General features: G+C 71.3%; 15 protein-coding genes and 1 tRNA gene. 7 read left to right on the top strand and 9 right to left on the bottom strand.

The genetic code is table 11. The features are described 5' to 3' along the window. Positions 1 to 29 precede the first annotated feature (29 nt). The 4 genes from ACEJ41_RS12825 to ACEJ41_RS12810 all read right to left on the bottom strand — a co-directional run bounded on the left by ACEJ41_RS12825 (position 30) and on the right by ACEJ41_RS12810 (position 5,715). Positions 30 to 164, bottom strand: coding sequence for a hypothetical protein (locus tag ACEJ41_RS12825; RefSeq protein ID WP_374012640.1), 135 nt, complete (start codon positions 162 to 164; stop codon positions 30 to 32). Continuing rightward, positions 161 to 4,639, bottom strand: a complete 4,479-nt coding sequence (gene gltB / locus ACEJ41_RS12820; protein WP_374012639.1) for a glutamate synthase large subunit — start codon at positions 4,637 to 4,639, stop codon at positions 161 to 163. Before gltB ends, ACEJ41_RS12825 begins: the two co-directional genes overlap by 4 nt. Positions 4,640 to 4,895: 256 nt before the next feature. After that, the gene (locus tag ACEJ41_RS12815; RefSeq protein ID WP_374012638.1) at positions 4,896 to 5,279 is read right to left on the bottom strand and encodes an I78 family peptidase inhibitor; all 384 of its coding nucleotides are present in this window, start codon (positions 5,277 to 5,279) and stop codon (positions 4,896 to 4,898) included. 94 nt (positions 5,280 to 5,373) lie between these two features. Further along, positions 5,374 to 5,715: a hypothetical protein gene (locus tag ACEJ41_RS12810; protein WP_374012637.1), complete on the bottom strand. Its 342-nt coding sequence runs from the start codon at positions 5,713 to 5,715 to the stop codon at positions 5,374 to 5,376. A gap of 161 nt (positions 5,716 to 5,876) precedes the next feature. On the opposite strand from ACEJ41_RS12810, the gene ACEJ41_RS12805 reads away from it, so the two are divergent. Together ACEJ41_RS12805 and ACEJ41_RS12800 are read left to right on the top strand one after the other, a co-directional pair. After that, positions 5,877 to 7,175 carry a sugar MFS transporter gene (locus ACEJ41_RS12805; protein WP_374012636.1) on the top strand — a complete coding sequence of 433 codons (1,299 nt, stop codon included), beginning with the start codon at positions 5,877 to 5,879 and terminating at the stop codon, positions 7,173 to 7,175. Between the two features lie 16 nt (positions 7,176 to 7,191). Further along, entirely contained in the window at positions 7,192 to 8,106 is a 915-nt protein-coding gene (locus tag ACEJ41_RS12800) for a carbohydrate kinase (RefSeq protein WP_374012635.1), read from the top strand. 89 nt (positions 8,107 to 8,195) lie between these two features. Here the strand turns inward: ACEJ41_RS12800 and ACEJ41_RS12795 are convergent, their stop codons facing one another. The 4 genes from ACEJ41_RS12795 to ACEJ41_RS12780 all read right to left on the bottom strand — a co-directional run bounded on the left by ACEJ41_RS12795 (position 8,196) and on the right by ACEJ41_RS12780 (position 11,753). Next, positions 8,196 to 9,395 carry an AGE family epimerase/isomerase gene (locus ACEJ41_RS12795; RefSeq protein WP_374012634.1) on the bottom strand — a complete coding sequence of 400 codons (1,200 nt, stop codon included), beginning with the start codon at positions 9,393 to 9,395 and terminating at the stop codon, positions 8,196 to 8,198. Between the two features lie 123 nt (positions 9,396 to 9,518). Next, a complete protein-coding gene (locus tag ACEJ41_RS12790; RefSeq protein WP_374012633.1) occupies positions 9,519 to 10,562 on the bottom strand; it encodes a LacI family DNA-binding transcriptional regulator in 1,044 nt (347 codons plus the stop codon). Positions 10,563 to 10,586: 24 nt separating this feature from the next. Then, positions 10,587 to 10,663, bottom strand: a tRNA-Arg gene (locus ACEJ41_RS12785). 58 nt (positions 10,664 to 10,721) lie between these two features. Next, positions 10,722 to 11,753: an NAD(P)-dependent alcohol dehydrogenase gene (locus ACEJ41_RS12780; RefSeq protein ID WP_374012632.1), complete on the bottom strand. Its 1,032-nt coding sequence runs from the start codon at positions 11,751 to 11,753 to the stop codon at positions 10,722 to 10,724. A gap of 98 nt (positions 11,754 to 11,851) precedes the next feature. On the opposite strand from ACEJ41_RS12780, the gene ubiA reads away from it, so the two are divergent. Continuing rightward, positions 11,852 to 12,757 (top strand): 4-hydroxybenzoate octaprenyltransferase, encoded by a 906-nt coding sequence (gene ubiA, locus ACEJ41_RS12775; RefSeq protein ID WP_374012631.1) that lies wholly within the window; start codon positions 11,852 to 11,854, stop codon positions 12,755 to 12,757. A 95-nt stretch (positions 12,758 to 12,852) separates the two neighbouring features. On the opposite strand, the gene ACEJ41_RS12770 is transcribed toward ubiA, so the two are convergent. Continuing rightward, positions 12,853 to 13,575, bottom strand: coding sequence for a ComF family protein (locus ACEJ41_RS12770; protein ID WP_374012630.1), 723 nt, complete (start codon positions 13,573 to 13,575; stop codon positions 12,853 to 12,855). 86 nt (positions 13,576 to 13,661) lie between these two features. Between ACEJ41_RS12770 and bioB the strand changes: the two genes are divergently transcribed. The 4 genes from bioB (at position 13,662) to bioC (ending at position 17,696) form a co-directional block, all read left to right on the top strand. After that, positions 13,662 to 14,693, top strand: coding sequence for a biotin synthase BioB (gene bioB, locus ACEJ41_RS12765; RefSeq protein ID WP_374012629.1), 1,032 nt, complete (start codon positions 13,662 to 13,664; stop codon positions 14,691 to 14,693). A 53-nt stretch (positions 14,694 to 14,746) separates the two neighbouring features. Continuing rightward, positions 14,747 to 15,937, top strand: a complete 1,191-nt coding sequence (bioF, locus tag ACEJ41_RS12760) for an 8-amino-7-oxononanoate synthase (protein WP_374012628.1) — start codon at positions 14,747 to 14,749, stop codon at positions 15,935 to 15,937. A 101-nt stretch (positions 15,938 to 16,038) separates the two neighbouring features. Further along, positions 16,039 to 16,803: a pimeloyl-ACP methyl ester esterase BioH gene (gene bioH, locus ACEJ41_RS12755; protein WP_374012627.1), complete on the top strand. Its 765-nt coding sequence runs from the start codon at positions 16,039 to 16,041 to the stop codon at positions 16,801 to 16,803. An 8-nt stretch (positions 16,804 to 16,811) separates the two neighbouring features. Next, positions 16,812 to 17,696 carry a malonyl-ACP O-methyltransferase BioC gene (gene bioC, locus ACEJ41_RS12750; RefSeq protein ID WP_374014152.1) on the top strand — a complete coding sequence of 295 codons (885 nt, stop codon included), beginning with the start codon at positions 16,812 to 16,814 and terminating at the stop codon, positions 17,694 to 17,696. Positions 17,697 to 17,702: the final 6 nt, after the last annotated feature.

The raw sequence follows: 17,702 nt of genomic DNA, 5'->3' as shown, positions 1-17,702 counted from the left end.
CGGCGCCCGGAGCGGCAGCGGCGGGGCGGTCAGCCCTGGCGTGCGGGCGGCACGCCGGACAGCACGCGTTTCTTGCGGTTGCCGTGCAGCAGGGCCACGGCCAGCCGGCCATGGCGGCGGCATGCGCGCCGCGCCGAAGCCATGATGGATGGGCGCGCGTTCATGCCGCGCGCCTGAGGGTATCGGCCAGCGATTCGATGCTGGCGGCCTTGGGCTTGACCAGCCAGAACTTGCCCACGTAGTCGCGGAACTCGTCCAGGATCTGCTGGGCCCAGATGCTGCCGGTCAGTTCGCGGTGGCGGCTGATCAGGCGGTGCAGGTGCTGGCGGTAGCTCTCGAAGCCTTCCGGCGAGATGCGGTGGATGTCGATCAGCTCGTGGTTGTAGCGGTCGACGAAGTCGCGGTCCTGGTCCAGCACGTAGGCCAGGCCACCGGTGAAACCGGCGCCGAAGTTCAGGCCCACCTTGCCCAGCACCAGCACGCAGCCACCGGTCATGTACTCGCAGCAGTGGTCGCCTGCGCCTTCCACCACCGCCACCGCGCCCGAGTTGCGCACGGCGAAGCGCTCGCCGGCGCGGCCCGCGGCAAACAGCTCGCCGCCGGTGGCGCCGTACAGGCAGGTGTTGCCGATGATCGGCGTGTTGCGTGCCTCGAAGCGCGCGCCGCGCGGCGGACGCACCACCAGGCGGCCGGCGGCCATGCCCTTGCCGACGTAGTCGTTGGCCTCGCCTTCCAGCTCCAGGTGCAGGCCGCCGGCGTTGAACGCGCCGAAACTCTGCCCCGAGGTGCCGCGGAAGTGCAGGGTCAGCGGCGCGTCATCCATGCCGTGGTTGCCGTGCGCGCGGGCAATGGTGCCGGACAGGCGGGTGCCGATGCTGCGGTCGGTGTTGTGGATGAGATAGCGGTGCTCGCCGCCTGCCTTGCGGGCGATGGCGTCGGCCAGCTGCAGGTCGAGCTGGGTGGCCAGGCTGTCGGGCGACTCGTACAGGCGCGCGGCCGCGCAGCGGTCGTTGTCGAAGGGCGCCGGTGCCAGCAGCCGCGACAGGTCCACGTTGACGCCCGGGCGCGGTGCGGCGTCGATCTGCTGCAGCAGGTCGGTGCGGCCGACGATCTCGTCCAGCGAACGCACGCCCAGGTACGACAGCCACTGCCGCACTTCGGCGGCCAGCAGGTGGAAGAAGTTCTCCACGCGCTCCGGCAGGCCGGTGAAGTGGTTGGCGCGCAGGCGCTCGTCCTGGGTGGCCAGGCCGGTGGCGCAGTTGTTGAGGTGGCAGATGCGCAGGTACTTGCAGCCCAGCACGATCATCGGCGCGGTGCCGAAGCCGAAGCTGTCGGCGCCCAGCAGCGCCGCCTTGACCACGTCCAGCCCGGTCTTCATCCCGCCATCGGTCTGCAGGATGGTGCGGTCACGCAGGTCGTTGGCCACCAGCGCCTGGTGGGTTTCGGCCACGCCCAGTTCCCACGGGCCGCCCGCGTAGCGGATCGAGCTGATCGGGCTGGCACCGGTGCCGCCGTCATGGCCGGACACGGTGATCAGGTCGGCGCCGGCCTTGACCACGCCCGCTGCAATGGTGCCCACGCCGGCGTGCGACACCAGCTTGACCGACACCAGCGCCTGCGGATTGACCTGCTTGAGGTCGTAGATCAGCTGGGCCAGGTCTTCGATCGAGTAGATGTCATGGTGCGGCGGCGGGCTGATCAGGCCGATGCCCGGACGCGCGTAACGCAGCCGCGCGATCAGCTCGTTGACCTTGTGCCCGGGCAGCTGGCCGCCCTCGCCGGGCTTGGCGCCCTGGGCGACCTTGATCTGCAGCACCTCGGCATTGACCAGGTATTCGGGGGTCACGCCGAAGCGGCCGGAGGCCACCTGCTTGATCTTGCTGCGCTTCTCGGTGCCGTAGCGGACCGGGTCTTCGCCGCCCTCGCCGGAGTTGGAACGCCCGCCGAGGCGGTTCATGGCGATGGCCAGGGCCTCGTGCGCCTCGGGCGACAGGGCGCCCAGCGAAATGGCCGCGCTGTCGAAGCGGCGCAGCAGGTCCGACGCCGGCGCCACCTGCTCCAGCGGCGTGGGCGCGGCGGCTGGCTTGAGCTGCAGCAGGTCGCGCAGCGCCGATGGCGGACGCGCGTGCACCGCATCGGTGTACGCCTTCCAGTCGGCCGCATCGCCCGAGCGCGTGGCCTGCTGCAGGGTCATGACCACGTCCGGGTTGTACATGTGGTACTCGCCGCCGTGCACGTACTTGAGGATGCCGCCGATGTCGGGCTTGGCCAGCTCGTTCCAGGCCGCGGCCTGCAGCTCGCGCGCGTCCGCGTCCAGGCGTTCGAAGCCCGCGCCGCCAACCCGCGAGGGCGTGCCGCCGAAGCACAGGTCGACCACGTCCTTCTCCAGCCCGACGATCTCGAACAGCTGCGCGCCGCGGTAGCTGGCGATGGTGGCGATGCCCATCTTGGAGATGATCTTGCTCAGGCCCTTGTACAGGCCCTTGCGGTAGCTGCGGCCGATCTGCGCGGTTTCCCCGCCCTTCTTCAGCTGCAGGATCCCGCGCCGGCCCATGTCGTGCAGGGTCTGGTAGGACAGGTACGGATACACCGCGGTGGCGCCGCAACCCAGCAGGCACGCCACGTGGTGGGCGTCGCGCGCGGTGCCGGTCTCGATGATCAGGTTGACCTCGCAGCGCAGGCCGGTATTGCACAGGTGGTGGTGGACCGCGCCGGTGGCCAGCAGCGCGTGCACCATCGGCCGCTCCGGCACCGGGTAGCGGTCGGACAGCAGCAGCATCACCACGCCGTCGCGCGCGGCCTGCTCGACCTCGCGGCAGATGCGCTCGATGCCGGCCTTCAGCCCTTCCTCGGGCGAGTACGACAGGTCGACCAGCCGGTTCTTCTCCACGTACTGCGGCATCTTCAGCAGTTCGCGCAGCTTGCGCTGGGACAGCACCGGCGAGTTGAGGATGACGTGGTTCACCGTCTCCGGCCCGGCATGGAAGATGTTGGTCTCCTTGCCCAGCTGGGTGACCAGCGACATCACGCAGTCTTCGCGCAGCGGGTCGATCGGCGGGTTGGTGACCTGCGCAAACGCCTGGCGGAAGTAGTCGTACAGCGGCCGGTTGCGGCGGCTGAGCAGGGCCATGGGCGTGTCGTCGCCCATCGAGCCGGTGGCTTCCTGCTGGGTCTCGGCCATCGGCCGCAGTACGTGCTCCACTTCCTCGGTGCTGAGCTGGAACAGCTTGTGGTAGCTGCGCAGGGTCTTCTCGTCGAACGGCTCCTCGGCCAGCGACGGGTCGATCAGTTCGGTCTGCAGCCAGGTGGCGCCCTGGTGCAGCCACTGCTTGTACGGCGCGCGGCCACGGTTGATCCGGTCCACCGCTTCGGAGTCGAGCAGGTCGCCGCGCTTGAGGTCGATGGCGATCATCTCGCCCGGCCCCAGCTTGCCCTTGCGCACGACGCGCTCGGTGGGCACTTCCCACACCCCGGCCTCGCTGGCGACGATGAAGTGGCGGTCGGCGGTGAGCAGCCAGCGCGAGGGGCGCAGGCCGTTGCGGTCCAGGGTGCAGGCGGCGTAGCGCGCGTCCATCGTGACGATGCCGGCCGGGCCGTCCCACGGTTCGCTGTTGAGCGCGTAGAACTCGTAGAAGGCTGCCAGGTCGGCATCCTTGAACTCCAGCGACTGGGTCGCCGGCGGCACCAGGATGCGCAGTGCCTGGATCAGCTCCATGCCGCCGGACACCAGCAGTTCGAGCATGTTGTCCAGGCTCTGCGAATCGGAGCCGTGCATGGAGACGATGGGGTCGAACCGGGACAGGTCGAAGCGCGGCGTCTTCCAGACCTTGCTGCGCGCCTGCGCCCAGCGCCGGTTGCCCTCGATGGTGTTGATTTCGCCGTTGTGGGCCAGCATCCGGAACGGATGGGCCAGCGGCCAGCGCGGCAGCGTGTTGGTGGAGAAGCGCTGGTGGAAGACCACGGCGCTGGAGGCCAGGTCGCTGCGCTGCAGGTCGCTGTAGAACTGCGCCAGCTTGTCCGGCAGGACCATGCCCTTGTAGCCGATGGCGTGGGCGCAGAGGGTGACGACATAGAAGTCGGCGACGTCGCGCAGTTGTTGCTCGGTGCACCGGCGCGCGGTGAACAGCGCCAGGTTGAAGCTTTCCTCGTCCTGGCCCGCACCAGCCTGGACGTAGATCTGTTCGATGGTGGGCAGTGTGTCCTTTGCCAGTTCCCCACAGACGCTCCTGTCTGTGGGCGGAGTTCGCCAGCCCAGGATGCTGAGGCCGGCGCGTCGCAGCTCGTGCTCGAGCAGCGCGCGGCAGCGTTGCGCCAGCAGCGCCTCGTCCGGCAGGAACACCAGGCCGGAGGCGAACGGCAGCTGCGCATCCACGGCGATGCCGGCCTCGGCGGCAAGCGCGCGCAGGAAGGCGTCAGGGCGGCGGATCAGCAAGCCGCAACCGTCGCCGGTCAGGCCGTCGGCGGCAACGCCGCCGCGGTGGGTCATGCGCGACAGGGCGGCGATCGCGGTGTCGACCAGCGCCCGCGAGGGCTGGTCGTCCAGCTGGGCGATCATGCCGAAGCCGCAGGCGTCGCGTTCGGAGTCGGGGTCGTAGAGCCCGATGGGTGCCTGGAGCCCGTGGCGGTTGCGGGGGGCCATGTGTGCTGTGCCTCGAAGAACATGCGCCCCGGGTTTCAGCGATTCCCGGAACGCGGGCGAGGGTGGCACCGCACACGGTTTCTGACGAAACCTGCGCGACCTGGATGCCACCGGAAATCCGAATAGAACACAACTTGCTGCGCTGCCGCAACTGGCGGCGGCCACAGTCTCCCCTGCGGTTTTCCCGGGTTTCCGCCCGCCCTGCCCGCGATGGACGCCTGCGCCGGGCCTGCCGACGGCCCCGGCCGGGGGGGGCTCAGCCGCAGCGCAGTGCGGCGATCCGGCCGTCGTCGCCGATCTCGATGTTCAGGCGCGTGCCGTCGAATTCCAGGGTCACCGCCTGGCCGGGCCGCAGCACCCGGACCCGGCTGGCGCCGGCATCGCTGCGGGCCTGCTCGGCCATGCCTTCGTCGAAGGCCTGTCCCTCCATGCCCTGGACCTGGCTGGCATCGCAGGTGGGCGCCGGAGGCGCCTCGACCCCTGATGGCGACAGCGCGGCCTGTTCGGCGGCGCGCTGTGCTTCGGCGATGGCCTGTTCCTGCTCGGCGGCGTCCTCGTCCGGGGACGTGGCCGGGCTGCAGGCCGCGACCAGGAGTGACAGGGCGATGGGCAGCAGGGGAAACAACTTGCGTGCGCTCATTTGGGATACCCGGCGTCGATCGCGTGCAGAGTGCAAGAGGCGGGATTCGCAATGTGTTAAGCGCGCCGGCCGGCGTGGAGCAGGCCCGCCAGGCTCAGCCGCAGCGCATGCCGGTGATCGCATTGTGGTCCCCGGTCTCGATGATCAGGCGCTCGCCGCCACTGGAGGCCGGCTGCGGCTCGGGCAGGGTGGCGCTGGCGCGGCGGTCCGGCGTGCCGTGCTGCACGCGCACCCGGGTGCTGTCGCTGTCGATGCGGGCACGCTCGATGGTGGCGGCCGAGGCGGCCAGGCCGACCGCGCCGCGGACCATGTCGGTATGGCATTGGCCCGAAACCACGCCATCGACCGGCGCGGCCGGCGTGATCTGCGGGGTGGCACAGCCGGCCTGCATGCCAGCGGCCAGGACGGCACATACAGCCAACGGCATCCGTTGCATCTGACACCCCGTGGTCGAAGGAGGGACCCCAGCGTGACTGCTGCAGCGTGGTTGCACGATGAAGGCCGCTTGCACCGGCACCGCAACTTGGATAACGATACCTGATTGATTTCGTTGCAGCGGCAATGCCTGCCGTGCCCCCGTCCGACCAGGAGTAGCCGATGCACGCTTCGCCACCCCCTTCCGCCGCCGCTGCCATGCCGGGGCCGTCGCGGCTGCTGCCGCTGGTGATCGCCCTGTTCTTCGCCTGGGGCTTCTGCACCGTGCTGGTGGACGTGCTGATCCCCAAGCTCAAGGCCACGTTCTCGCTCGGCTACACCGAGGCGATGCTGACCCAGTTCTGCTTCTTCCTGGCGTACTTCGTGGTGTCCATCCCCGCCGGCCTGCTGATCAGCCGCATCGGCTACCTGCGCGGCATCGTGCTGGGCCTGCTGATCATGGCCGGGGGCTGCCTGATGTTCTCGCCGGCCGCCTCGATGGGCTGGTACCCGGCGTTCCTGGCCGCGCTGTTCGTGCTGGCCGGTGGCATCACCATCGTCCAGGTGGCGGCCAATCCGCTGGTCGCCGGACTGGGTGATCCCAGCCGCGCGCACAGCCGGCTGACCCTGGCCCAGGCGTTCAACTCCTTCGGCACCATGCTCGGCCCGATCTTCGGCTCCTCGCTGATCCTGGCCGCCGGCGTGACCGAGCCGACGCCGGGCATGACCGACGCGGCGCTGGCCGCGTTCCGGGTCGAGCAGGCCGGGCACGTGCGCTTGCCGTACATGATCATCGCCGCGACCCTGGTCGGCCTGGCGGCGCTGTGCTGGCGGATGCGCCGTTCGCCGGTGCCGGCCGTGCGGCCGGTCAACCACGGTGACTACCTGCGCCTGCTGCGGGTGCCGCAGCTGAGCCTGGGCGCGCTGTCGATCTTCCTGTACGTGGGCGCCGAGGTGGCCATCGGCAGCGCTCTGGTCAACTACCTGATCATGGTTGGCGCCACCACTTCCGAGCACGCCGCCGGCAACCTGATCGCCGTGTACTGGGGGCTGGCGATGGTCGGCCGCTTCATCGGCGCGTGGGTGCTGCGCTACATGGCGCCTGGCGTGGTCCTGGCCGGCTGTGCGGTGGCGGCGGCGAGCCTGGCGCTGCTGGCCGGCACGGTGCTGGAAGGCACCGTGGCCGCGGTCGCGATCCTGTCGATCGGCCTGTTCAACTCGGTGATGTTCCCGACCATCTTCACCCTGTCCATCGACGGCCTGGGCGAGGACACCGCCGGTGGCTCCGGCATCCTGTGCCTGGCCATCGTCGGCGGCGCGGTGGTGCCGCTGCTGATGGGCATGGTGGCCGATCGCGCGGGGCTGGGCCTGGCGCTGCTGGTGCCGATGCTCTGCTACGGCTGGATCGCCGCGTACGGGCTGCTGGTGCGTTGGGGCCTGATCGGCCGCGCGCGCCGGGCACAGCCTGCGGCTGCCGGCTGAGCACGCCGGGGCCGGCATGAGCCCAGCCACGCCACTGCCGGGCCTGGTCGTGTTCGGCGAAGCCCTCACCGACTTCGTCCGCACCGGGCCGGACAGCTGGCGCAGCGTCGCCGGCGGGGCCTGCTGGAACGTGGCCCGGGTGGCGGCGGTGCTGGGCCTGCCCACCGGCTGGGGCGGGGCGGTCAGCGAGGACCTGTTCGGCCAGGAAATCATCGACAAGTCGCGCGCGGCCGGGCTGGACGAGCGCTTCTTGCAGGTGGTGGCGCGCCCGCCGTTGCTGGCGATGGTGCATCAGCTCGATCCGCCGCGGTATTTCTTCCTCGGCAGCGACAGCGCCGACCTGGCGTTCGACGAGGCGCGCCTGCCGCAGGGCTGGGAGGCAGCATGTACGTTCGCCCATTTCGGCTGCATCAGCCTGGTGCGGCAGCCGCTGGGTGCGCGCCTGGTGCAGCTGGCGCAGCGGCTGCATGCCGCCGGCGTGCCGGTCAGCTTCGATCCCAACTGCCGGATCCTGATGGGCGCGGACTACCCGCCGCTGTTCGAGCGCATGGCTGGCCTGGCCAGCGTGCTGAAAATCTCCGACGAAGACCTGCGCCACATCTACCCGGCGCTGGACGCGGAGCGCGCACTGGCACGCGTGCGTGCGCTGGCGCCGCAGGCCGTGCTGTTGTACACCCGCGGCAGCGAGGGCATGACCGCCTTTGCCGGCGACAGGTGCATCGGCCAACCTGCCTTCCGGGTGGAAGTGGCCGACACTGTTGGCGCCGGCGATGCCTGCGTCGGCGGGTTCCTGGCCAGCCGCCTGCTGCGTCCGCACGCCGACCTGGCCGACCACGTGCGCTTCGCTGCGGCCACCGCGGCGGCGGCCTGCACCCGCCCCGGCGCGCATGCGCCCACGCACGACGAAGTCGAAAAGATACTGGCACCGTAGGAGCCGGCCTTGCCGGCGACCGCGCGCGCCGTCACGTCACGCTTGTTCCGCTGGCGCTGCATCGCATTCCCCGCGACCCACGTGCGTTGTCACGCCACCTTCAGCACCTCGTAGCAGGCGCCCATGGTGTGGTAGTCGGTCTTGCCTGCCGGGCTTTTCTCGTCGCTGTACTTGCGGTTGTCGCGGCTGAGGATGCGGTACCACGCGCCATGGGCGTGATCGACGAAGTGGGTCCAGCAATAGGCCCACAGGCGGTCGTACCAGTCCCAGTACCCGGCCTGGCCGGTGCGGTCGGCCAGCAGCGCGGCGGTGGCCAGCGCTTCGGCCTGCACCCAGAAGTACTTGTCCTCGTCGTAGAAGCCGCCCTCGCGGTCGTTGCCGTAGACAAGGCCGTCGTGGACCGGATCCCAGGCCATGGCCATGGCGCGGTCGAACAGTTCGCGCGCGCGCGGCAGGCGCCATGCGGCAGGGGCGTGCCGGTCCAGGATCAGCAGCAGCTTGGCCCACTCCACCTGGTGCCCGGGCTGGTAGCCCCAGGGCCGGAAGATGTTGCTGCGGTCGCCACGGTTGTAGTTCCAGTCCGGGGTCCAGTCGCGCCGGTAGTGCTCCCACACCAGGCCGTCGGCCAGCGCGGCCTGGCGCCGGGTCATGGTGTCGGCCAGCAGGGCGGCGCGCTGCAGGTAGCGCTGCTCGCCGCTGGCTTCGAACGCGGCCAGCCAGGCCTCGCAGGCGTGCATGTTGGCGTTCTGGCCGCGGTAGGGCGAGACCTGCCAGTCGGCGCTGGCCTCGTCGGCGTACAGGCCGTGCTCGGGCTCCCAGAAGTGGAGCTCCATCAACTCCCAGGTCTCGGCGATCCACTCGCGCGCCTGCCCGATCCCGGCTTCCAGCGCCTTGGCGTAGGCCAGCACCACGAAGGCCAGGCCGTAGCAGTGGTTGGTCGCGTCCTCGACGCGGCCATCATGCAGCACCCATGCATAGCCGCCGGTGTGCGGGTTGCGGTGGCGCTGGCGCAGGAAGGCGATGCCGTGCTGCACGGCGGCCTGGTATGCCGGCTCGCCGAACTGCTGCCAGGCCATCGAGTAGTTGAAGACGAAGCGGGTACTGCTGACCAGGTGCCGGGTGTGCGCGTCGTAGACCGAGCCGTCGTCGCGGAAGAACTGGAAGAAGCCGCCGGCCGGGTCGATGCAGCGCGGATGGTAGAAGGCCATCGTGTCGCGCACATGGTCCAGCAGGAACTGGCGCGAACGGAAATCGGGGAGGAGTGACGGGGTGGCCGGGGCCTGGCTCATGCGCACGGTTCCTGCGACGGGGGAAGCTCCCGGCGTGTGCCCGGAAACACCCGCGGCAGCGGGCGAGGTAAGGTTACCACCGATGGTGCATGGTGAATGCGTGCGCGCCGGCCGGGCCCCCGGTCACGAGGCCAGGGCTGCGGAGGATTGGCGCTTGACCAAGGCGTGCTTCATCACCTGGTGGGTGGCGTCGCGGTGGCGGCCGGCACGACGTGCGCGGATTTCCTCCAGCATCAGCGCCACCGCGCTCTTGCCCATGGCCGTCACCGGCTGGCGGATGGTGGTCAGCTCCGGCCACAGCGTGGTGGCCACCGGGGTGTCGTCGAAACCGACCACGGTGAGTTCATCGGGGATGCGCACGCCGGTGCCGTGGGCCACCGCCATGGCCGCGGCGGCCATGTCGTCGTTGCTGCAGAAGATGGCGGTCGGGCGCGGGTCCAGTTCGAGCAACTGGCGGGCAGCGGCCAGCCCCGAGCGGTAGGTGAACATGCCCACCACCATGTGGTCGTCGGGCAACTGGATCCCCGACTCGGCCAGGGTGTCGAGGAAGGCCTGGCGCCGCAGTTGCGCGGCGGTGTGGTCCGGGTCGCCCTGGATGAAGCCGATCCGGGTATGGCCCAGCTCCAGCAGGTAGCGGGTCATGGCGCGCGCGCCCTGGTAGTCGTCGATCCGCACCGAGGACACGCCGGCCACCTGGGCGCCGGCCACCGCGACCACCGGGATGCCGCGCTCGTCCAGCTCCTGCAGGGTCTGGGGCGCGTCGCACAGCGGCGGCGGCAGGATGATGCCGTCCACCCCCGCTTCCAGCAGCCGCCGGGTGGCCGCGCGCTGGCTGGCGATGCCGCCGCACTTTTCCACCAGTACCTGGGCCCCGCTCAGGCTGCTCTGCTCGAGGACGCCGAGCATCAGCTCGTTGAGGTAGGCCGCCGAGGGGTTGCTGTAGAGCACGCCGATGCGCGCCGAACTGGTGGTGCGCAGCGAGCGCCCGGCCAGGTTGGGCCGGTAGCCGAGCAGCTTGACCGACGCCTGCACCCGGTCGCGCAGGTCCTGGCCCACCCGGGGATTGCCGTTGATGACACGCGAGGCGGTCATCGGCGAGACGCCGGCGTGCCGGGCCACGTCCAGGATCGTCACCGCGCCGGGATTCTGGCGTTCGCGCTTGGACATCGCTCTCTCGGAGCACGGGTCGGATGGCGCGCCCGGAGGGATTCGAACCCCCGACCAATGGCTTCGGAAGCCACTACTCTATCCGGCTGAGCTACGGGCGCGTGGCCGGCTAGTGTAGCGGAAAACATTTCCCCGAAACGCCGCCGGACCCGCCCGCACTCAGGGCACCAGGACCGCGCGCCCGCGGATCCGGCCCTCGCGCAGGCGCTGGTAGACGTCCTGCGCCTGCTCCAGGGGAAAGGTCTCTACTTCGGAGCGGATGCGCCCGGCCCGGGCCAGTGCGATCACTTCCAATAGCTCGGTGCGCGAGCCCCAGTAGGGCACGCTGACCTGGCATCCATAAGGTGGCTGGTTGGCCGCGTACTGCACCACGCCGCCGCCCAGGCCGACCACGCTCAGGCGGCTGTCGCGGCCCACCACCCGGACGCCCAGGTCCACCGTGGCCTGGGCGCCCACGAAGTCCAGCACCACGGCTGCGCCGCGCGGACCTGCGATCGCGGCGATCGCCTCGGCGGCTGCGTCGGCATCGCGCGTGTCCAGGGTGTGGCTCACTCCCAGCGCACGGGCGTGCTCGAGCTTGGCCGGGTCGATGTCGCCCGCCACCAGGGTGGCCGGGGTCAGCGCCTGCAGCAGTTGCACCGCCATGTGCCCCAGGCCGCCGATGCCGATCACCACCACGGTGGCGTCGGGCGTGAGCAGCGGCAGCGCCTGCTTGATGGCGTGGTAGGGCGTGAGCGCGGCATCGGACAGCGGTGCGGCCAGCACCGGGTCCAGGTCGTCCAGCGCCACCAGCTGCCGCGCCGAGGGCACCAGCATGTACTCGGCCATGCCGCCATCCGAACCCAGGCCGCCGCCCATGGTCCCCAGGCTTGCGTGGTTGTGGCAGTAGTTCTCGGACGAGCGCTGGCAGCTGTGGCAATGGCCGCATCCCCAGGGGCCGTAGACCGCGACCGCATCACCTTCCTTCCAGTCCTTCACGCCCAGGCCCAGGGCCGCGACCCAGCCTGCGTTCTCGTGGCCCAGCACGAACGGCCCCTTCAGGCCGAGGTCCTCGTCCAGGATGTGCAGGTCCGAGTGGCACACGCCGGCTCCGGCGATCTTCAGCAGCACCTCGCCCGGCCCCGGCATCGGCTTGGGAATGTCCACGATCTCGGCCGGCTGGCCGGTCCGGACGAAACGCACGGCTTTCATGCCTGTCTCCCTGGCAGGTCCGAAACTGCAGCGTGGGCGGGCACAGATGAGCGGCCGGTGAATCCGGGGCCGCCTTCGCGGACGCTAGACTCCCGCCCATGACCTACGAACGTTACGAAGCCCCGATCCCCGCGCCGCCACCCCCCTGGCGCGCACGCCTGGGCCTCTACTGGACCTTGATCCGGGGCGATCGGCCGATCGGCGTGCTGCTGCTGCTGTGGCCGACCTGGTGGGCGCTGTGGCTGGCTGCTGATGGACGCCCGCCGCTGTGGATCCTGTTCGTGTTCACCGCCGGGGTCTGGCTGACCCGCTCGGCCGGCTGCGTGATCAACGACTACGCCGACCGCTGGCTGGATGGCCGGGTCGCGCGCACCCGGCATCGCCCGCTGGCCACCGGCGCGGTGTCCACGCGCGAGGCGCTGGCGGTGTTTGCCGGGCTGATGCTGGTGGCATTCGTGCTGGTGCTCTGGCTCAACCGGCTGACCATCTGGCTGAGCCTGGTGGGCCTGTTCCTGGCCGCGACCTATCCCTACCTCAAGCGCCATACCTACCTGCCGCAGGTGTACCTGGGCATGGCCTTCGGCTGGGGCATCCCGATGGCGTTCGCCGCGGTCACCGGCGAGGTGCCGGCGCTGGCCTGGTTGCTGTACTGCGGCAACATCCTGTGGGCCACCGCCTACGACACCTGGTACGCGATGGTCGACCGCGACGACGACATCCGCGCAGGTGCCAAGTCCACCGCCATCCTGTTCGGCGACCTGGACCTGGTGGCGCAAGGCGTGCTGTACGTGCTGATGCTGCTGGCACTGGCGCTGGTGGGGCGGCAGGCCGGGCTCGGCCTGGCGTACTGGTGCGGGCTGGGCGTGGCCGTGCTGCTGGTGGCCTGGGAGTTCTGGATGGCACGGCGTCGCGAACGGGGCGCGTGCTTCCGCGCATTCCTGCACAACAACTGGGTCGGCGCTGCGGTATTCGCGGGAATCGCCGGGCATTACCTGCTCGCGTAGGCGCCGCCGCCCCGGTGCCGCGAGGCGGCCGCGTCGCCCCGGCATGGCCCGGCGGGGATCGGCTGGCGGTGCGCCGCCTCCGGAGTGCAGCCCTGTCATGGGGCCCTCGCACAGACCCACGCATCCACCCGCGCCACCCCGGCCCGGCGCAGTGCGGTGGCGGCCGCGTGCAGGGTCGCGCCGGTGGTCATGACGTCATCGACCAGCACCACATGCGCGGGGACCGGGCCGCGGCTGCGGGCCTGGAAGGCACCATGCAGGTTGCGGCGGCGGGCGGTGGCGTCCAGTTCCGATTGGGCCGCGGTGGCCCGCACCCGGCGCAGCAGGCTGTCGTGCACAGGCAGGCCCAGCGCCGCGGCCAGCGGCCGGGCCAGTTCCAGCGCCTGGTCGTAGCCGCGGCGGCGCAGGCGCGCCCGGTGCAGCGGCACCGGCACCAGGGCCTGCGGCGGGTCGCAACCGGCCACTTCGGCGAGCATCAGCCGGGCGAGCAGCCGGCCGGCGGCCAGGTCGCCACGGAACTTGTAGCGTGGCAACAGCCGGTCCAGCGGCGCCGTGTAGACGAAGGCCGCGCGCACCGTGGCCAGCAGCGGCGGCCGATGCAGGCATGCGCCGCAGGTGCCCGCTGCGGCCAGCGGCAGGGCGCAGCGCACGCAGGCCGGCTGGTTGCGCGGCAGTGCCTGGTGGCAGGCCGCGCACAGGTCCAGGCTGGCGGTGCCCGGCTCGCCGCACAGCAGGCAGCGCGGCGGCAGCAGGGCAGCGCCCAGGCCGGCGACCCGGGTTGCGGCGACGGCCAGGTGCCGGCGGAGGCCGTAAACCATTGCGGGGGTCTCCAGGTTGACAGTGGCGGGGACGCTTTCCAGACTGCCCGGGTCCGGCCGCCGCGGCCGTCAGGGAACCCCGCTCCATGGCTTCGGAAATCCGCCACGACTGGCGTCGCGAGGAATTGCTCGCGCTGTTCGACCTGCCGCTGCCGGAACTGCTGTTCCGCGCCGCCACGGTCCATCGGGCGCATTTCAACCCGGCCCAGGTCCAGGTTTCGACCCTGCTGTCGGTCAAGACCGGTGGCTGCCCGGAGGATTGCGCCTATTGCCCGCAGGCGCAGCGCTACCACACCGGCGTGGACCCGACCAAGCTGATGGAAACCGACCAGGTACTGGAAAAGGCCCGCCAGGCCAGGGCCGCCGGCGCCTCGCGCTTCTGCATGGGCGCCGCCTGGCGCAGCCCCAAGGACCGCGACATCCCGAAGGTGGCGGCGATGATCGCCGGGGTGAAGGCGCTGGGCCTGGAGACCTGCGCCACCCTGGGCATGCTTTCGCCCGGCCAGGCGCAGGCGTTGCGCGAGGCCGGCCTGGATTACTACAACCACAACCTGGATACCGCGCCGGAGTTCTACGGCGACATCGTCCAGACCCGCCAGTACCAGGACCGCCTGGACACCCTGGGCCACGTGCGCGACGCCGGGCTGAAGACCTGCTGCGGCGGCATCGTCGGCATGGGCGAGAGCCGGGCCCAGCGTGCCGGCCTGCTGCAGGCGCTGGCCAACCTGCCGGCACACCCGGACTCGGTGCCGATCAACCGCCTGGTGCAGGTGCCCGGCACGCCGCTGGCCGGCACCAGCGAGCTGGACCCGTTCGAGTTCGTGCGCACCATCGCCGTGGCCCGGATCACCATGCCGCACTCGATGGTGCGGCTGTCGGCCGGCCGCGAGGCGATGAGCGACGAGCTGCAGGCGCTGTGCTTCATGGCCGGGGCCAACTCCATCTTCTACGGCGAGAAGCTGCTGACCACCGGCAATCCGGACGTGGAGCGCGACCAGGCCCTGTTCACGCGCCTGGGCCTGGAGCCGATGCCGGTGCAGGTCGATGCGGACGGCCACGACGGCCCCGCCACAGTGCATGCCGACATAACCGCCCCGGCCTGCGGCTGCGCTGCATAATCCGGGCGCGGGTCGACGGGTTGTCCGTCGGCCGATTCCAGGGGGGAATGCCGATGAGCCGCACCGATATCCACGAGCGCGTCCAGGCGCACGCCGAAGAACGCGCCGCCCAGGGGCGCCAGCGCCGGCGCCGCATCGTCACCCGCCGTGACGGCGTCCAGCTGGAGGTCGATGGTCGCTGGCTGGCCGGCTTCTGCAGCAACGACTACCTCGGGCTGGCCTTGCAGTTCGAGGTTGCCGCCGCGCTCCAGGACGCGGCGGCGCGCGAGGGCGCCGGCTCCACCGCCTCGCACCTGGTGTGCGGCCACCACACCCTGCACGAGCAGCTCGAACGCGAAGTGGCCGAATGGCTGGAAGTGCCGCGCGCGCTGCTGTTCGGCAGCGGGTTTGCCGCCAACCTGGCGGTGCAGCAGGCGTTGCTGACCGAAGAGGAGGACGTCTGCGTCCAGGACCGGCTCAACCATGCCAGCCTGATCGACGCCACCCGCCTGGCCGGGTGCCGCCTGCGCCGCTACCCGCACGTGGATGCCGAAGGCGCCCTGCGCCAGTTGCGCAGTGCCACGGGCGGCGCGGCGATGCTGGCCACCGACGGCGTGTTCTCGATGGATGGCGACATCGCCCCGCTGCGCGCGCTGGCGCAGGTGGCGCGCAGCGAGCAGGCCCTGCTGTACGTGGACGATGCGCACGGCATCGGCGTGGTTGGCGCGCAGGGGCGCGGCAGCGTGGCCGAAGCAGGGTTGGGCGTGGAAGACGTGCCGCTGCAACTGGTCACCTTGGGCAAGGCCCTGGGGGGCTACGGCGCGCTGGTCGCCGGCGATGCCGAACTGGTCGAACACCTGGCCGGCAATGCCCGGCCCTACATCTACACCACCGCGCTGCCGCCCGCGCAGGCCGCAGCCGCACTGGCGGCGGTGAAGCTGGCCCGGCGCGACGACTGGCGGCGCGAGCGCCTGTATGAGCTGGTGGCCCTGTTCCGTACCAGCGCCGGCCGCCTGGGCCTGGAGCTGATGCCGTCCAATACGCCGATCCAGCCGGTACTGTGCGGCAGCGAGGCGGTGGCCAGCGCCATGTCCGCGGCGCTGGAGCAGGCCGGCTTCCTGGTCGGCGCGATCCGCCCGCCGACCGTGCCGGAGGGGCAATCGCGGTTGCGCGTGACCTTCTCGACGCTGCACACGCCGCAGCAGGTGCAGGCGCTGGTGGTTGCCATCGCCGACGCGCGCGAACAGGTCGCCCGGGGAGCCTAGCCGCCGGGCTGGGCGTGCACGCGCCGCCGCGCCACGGTGGCCACACCCGGCGCCACCATGGCATCGCGCGCGTGCGGCCGTATCGGCGACAATTGCGCACCATGCACATCGAAACCCTCGGCAGCGGCCCGGACCTGGTGCTGATCCATGGCTGGGCGCTGCACGGCGGCGTGTTCGCGCCGCTGGCCCGGCGCCTGGCGCCGCATTTCCGCCTGCACCTGGTCGACCTGCCCGGGCATGGCTTCAGCCGCGATCCGGACCAGACCCTGGACCCGGCCGCGGTGGTCAGCGCCATTGCCGCGCGTACCCCCCCGGCAATCTGGCTGGGCTGGTCGCTGGGCGGCGTATTCGCCCTGCGTGCGGCAGCCAGCCTGCCGGGAGTGCGCGGGTTGGCGATGGTCGCGGCCACGCCGCGCTTCGTGCGCGGGCCGGACTGGCCGCACGCGGTGGAGCGTTCGGTGTTCGAACGCTTCGGCGACGAACTGGGACGTGACTTCAGCGGCACCCTGGACCGCTTCATCGCCCTGGATACGCTCGGTTCCGAACATGGCCGTGCCGAACTCAAGACGCTGCGCACCCTGCTGCACGAACGCGGCCAGCCCGATCCAGAGGCGCTGCGCGCCGGACTGGCCCTGCTGGATGGAAGCGACCAGCGCCGCGCCCTGTCCGCACTGCGCGTGCCCAGCCTGTGGCTGGCCGGGCGCCGCGACCGCCTGGTGAACCCGGCCGGCATGGCCGCCGCCGCCGCGCTGGCGCCGGATGCGCGCTTCGTCGAGCTGGCCGGGGCCGGCCACGCGCCGTTCCTCGGCCATGCCGATGCGGTGGCGGCCGAGCTGGCCGCGTTTGCCGACGGCCTGGCGCCATGAACCGGCCGATGGAGCGCCTGTTCGATGCGCGCCACATCCGCCGCGCCTTCTCGCGCGCGGCCGACGGCTATGACGCCGCCGCCGCGCTGCAGGCCGAGGTGCGCACGCGCCTGCTCGAGTCGCTGGCCTACCTGGACGACACCGTGCCGGCCGTGGTGCTGGACGTGGGCAGCGGCACCGGCCACGCGGCCGCGGCAATGAAAAAGCGCTGGCCTGGCGCGCAGGTGCTGGCCATCGACCTGGCCCTGCCGATGCTGCGCCAGGCGCGCCGGCAGTCGGGATGGCGCCGGCCGCTGGCCCGGGTGTGCGCCGATGCGCGCGCGCTGCCGTTGGCCGAGGCCAGCGTGGATGTGATCTTCAGCAACCTGTGCCTGCAATGGGTGGAGGATCTGCCGGCCGTGTTCGCCGGCTTTCGCCGGGTGCTGCGCCCGGGTGGGCTGCTGCTGTGTTCGAGTTTCGGCCCGGAAACCCTGTCCGAGTTGCGCCAGGCCTTCGCCGGTGCCGACCCGGCCGCGCACGTCAGCCCGTTTGCCAGCATCGCCGGGTTCGGCGACGCGCTGATGGGTGCCGGCTTCCGCGACCCGGTGGTGGACCGCGACCTGTTCACCCTCACCTATCCGGACCTGCCGGCACTGATGCGCGAACTGCGTGCCATCGGTGCCACCAATGCGCTGGCATCACGCCGCCGCAGCCTGACCGGGCGCGCGCGCTTCGCGGCGGCGGCCGCCGCTTACGAGCCATTGCGTGATGGCGACGGGCGCCTGCCCAGTACCTGGGAGGTGATCTATGCGCAGGCCTGGGCGCCTGCGCCGGGCGCGCCCATCCGCGAGGGCGGCCAGGAGATCGCGGCGGTGCCGCTGTCGGCGATTCCGATCCGCCGCCGCCCGCGCTGAGCGTGC

Source organism: Pseudoxanthomonas koreensis, from assembly GCF_041890415.1.
GTDB lineage: Bacteria > Pseudomonadota > Gammaproteobacteria > Xanthomonadales > Xanthomonadaceae > Pseudoxanthomonas > Pseudoxanthomonas koreensis_A.
The sequence above is the reverse complement of the archived record's forward strand: the minus strand, read 5'-3'. Positions and strand labels throughout refer to the sequence as shown.

Bases quoted from the DNA above. Each gene is read 5' to 3' on its own strand.
- ACEJ41_RS12825 (WP_374012640.1), bottom strand. From the start codon at position 164: ATGAACGCGCGCCCATCCATCATGGCTTCGGCGCGGCGCGCATGCCGC.
- gltB (WP_374012639.1), bottom strand. From the start codon at position 4,639: ATGGCCCCCCGCAACCGCCACGGGCTCCAGGCACCCATCGGGCTCTAC.
- ACEJ41_RS12815 (WP_374012638.1), bottom strand. From the start codon at position 5,279: ATGAGCGCACGCAAGTTGTTTCCCCTGCTGCCCATCGCCCTGTCACTC.
- ACEJ41_RS12810 (WP_374012637.1), bottom strand. From the start codon at position 5,715: ATGCAACGGATGCCGTTGGCTGTATGTGCCGTCCTGGCCGCTGGCATG.
- ACEJ41_RS12805 (WP_374012636.1), top strand. From the start codon at position 5,877: ATGCACGCTTCGCCACCCCCTTCCGCCGCCGCTGCCATGCCGGGGCCG.
- ACEJ41_RS12800 (WP_374012635.1), top strand. From the start codon at position 7,192: ATGAGCCCAGCCACGCCACTGCCGGGCCTGGTCGTGTTCGGCGAAGCC.
- ACEJ41_RS12795 (WP_374012634.1), bottom strand. From the start codon at position 9,395: ATGAGCCAGGCCCCGGCCACCCCGTCACTCCTCCCCGATTTCCGTTCG.
- ACEJ41_RS12790 (WP_374012633.1), bottom strand. From the start codon at position 10,562: ATGTCCAAGCGCGAACGCCAGAATCCCGGCGCGGTGACGATCCTGGAC.
- ACEJ41_RS12780 (WP_374012632.1), bottom strand. From the start codon at position 11,753: ATGAAAGCCGTGCGTTTCGTCCGGACCGGCCAGCCGGCCGAGATCGTG.
- ubiA (WP_374012631.1), top strand. From the start codon at position 11,852: ATGACCTACGAACGTTACGAAGCCCCGATCCCCGCGCCGCCACCCCCC.
- ACEJ41_RS12770 (WP_374012630.1), bottom strand. From the start codon at position 13,575: ATGGTTTACGGCCTCCGCCGGCACCTGGCCGTCGCCGCAACCCGGGTC.
- bioB (WP_374012629.1), top strand. From the start codon at position 13,662: ATGGCTTCGGAAATCCGCCACGACTGGCGTCGCGAGGAATTGCTCGCG.
- bioF (WP_374012628.1), top strand. From the start codon at position 14,747: ATGAGCCGCACCGATATCCACGAGCGCGTCCAGGCGCACGCCGAAGAA.
- bioH (WP_374012627.1), top strand. From the start codon at position 16,039: ATGCACATCGAAACCCTCGGCAGCGGCCCGGACCTGGTGCTGATCCAT.
- bioC (WP_374014152.1), top strand. From the start codon at position 16,812: ATGGAGCGCCTGTTCGATGCGCGCCACATCCGCCGCGCCTTCTCGCGC.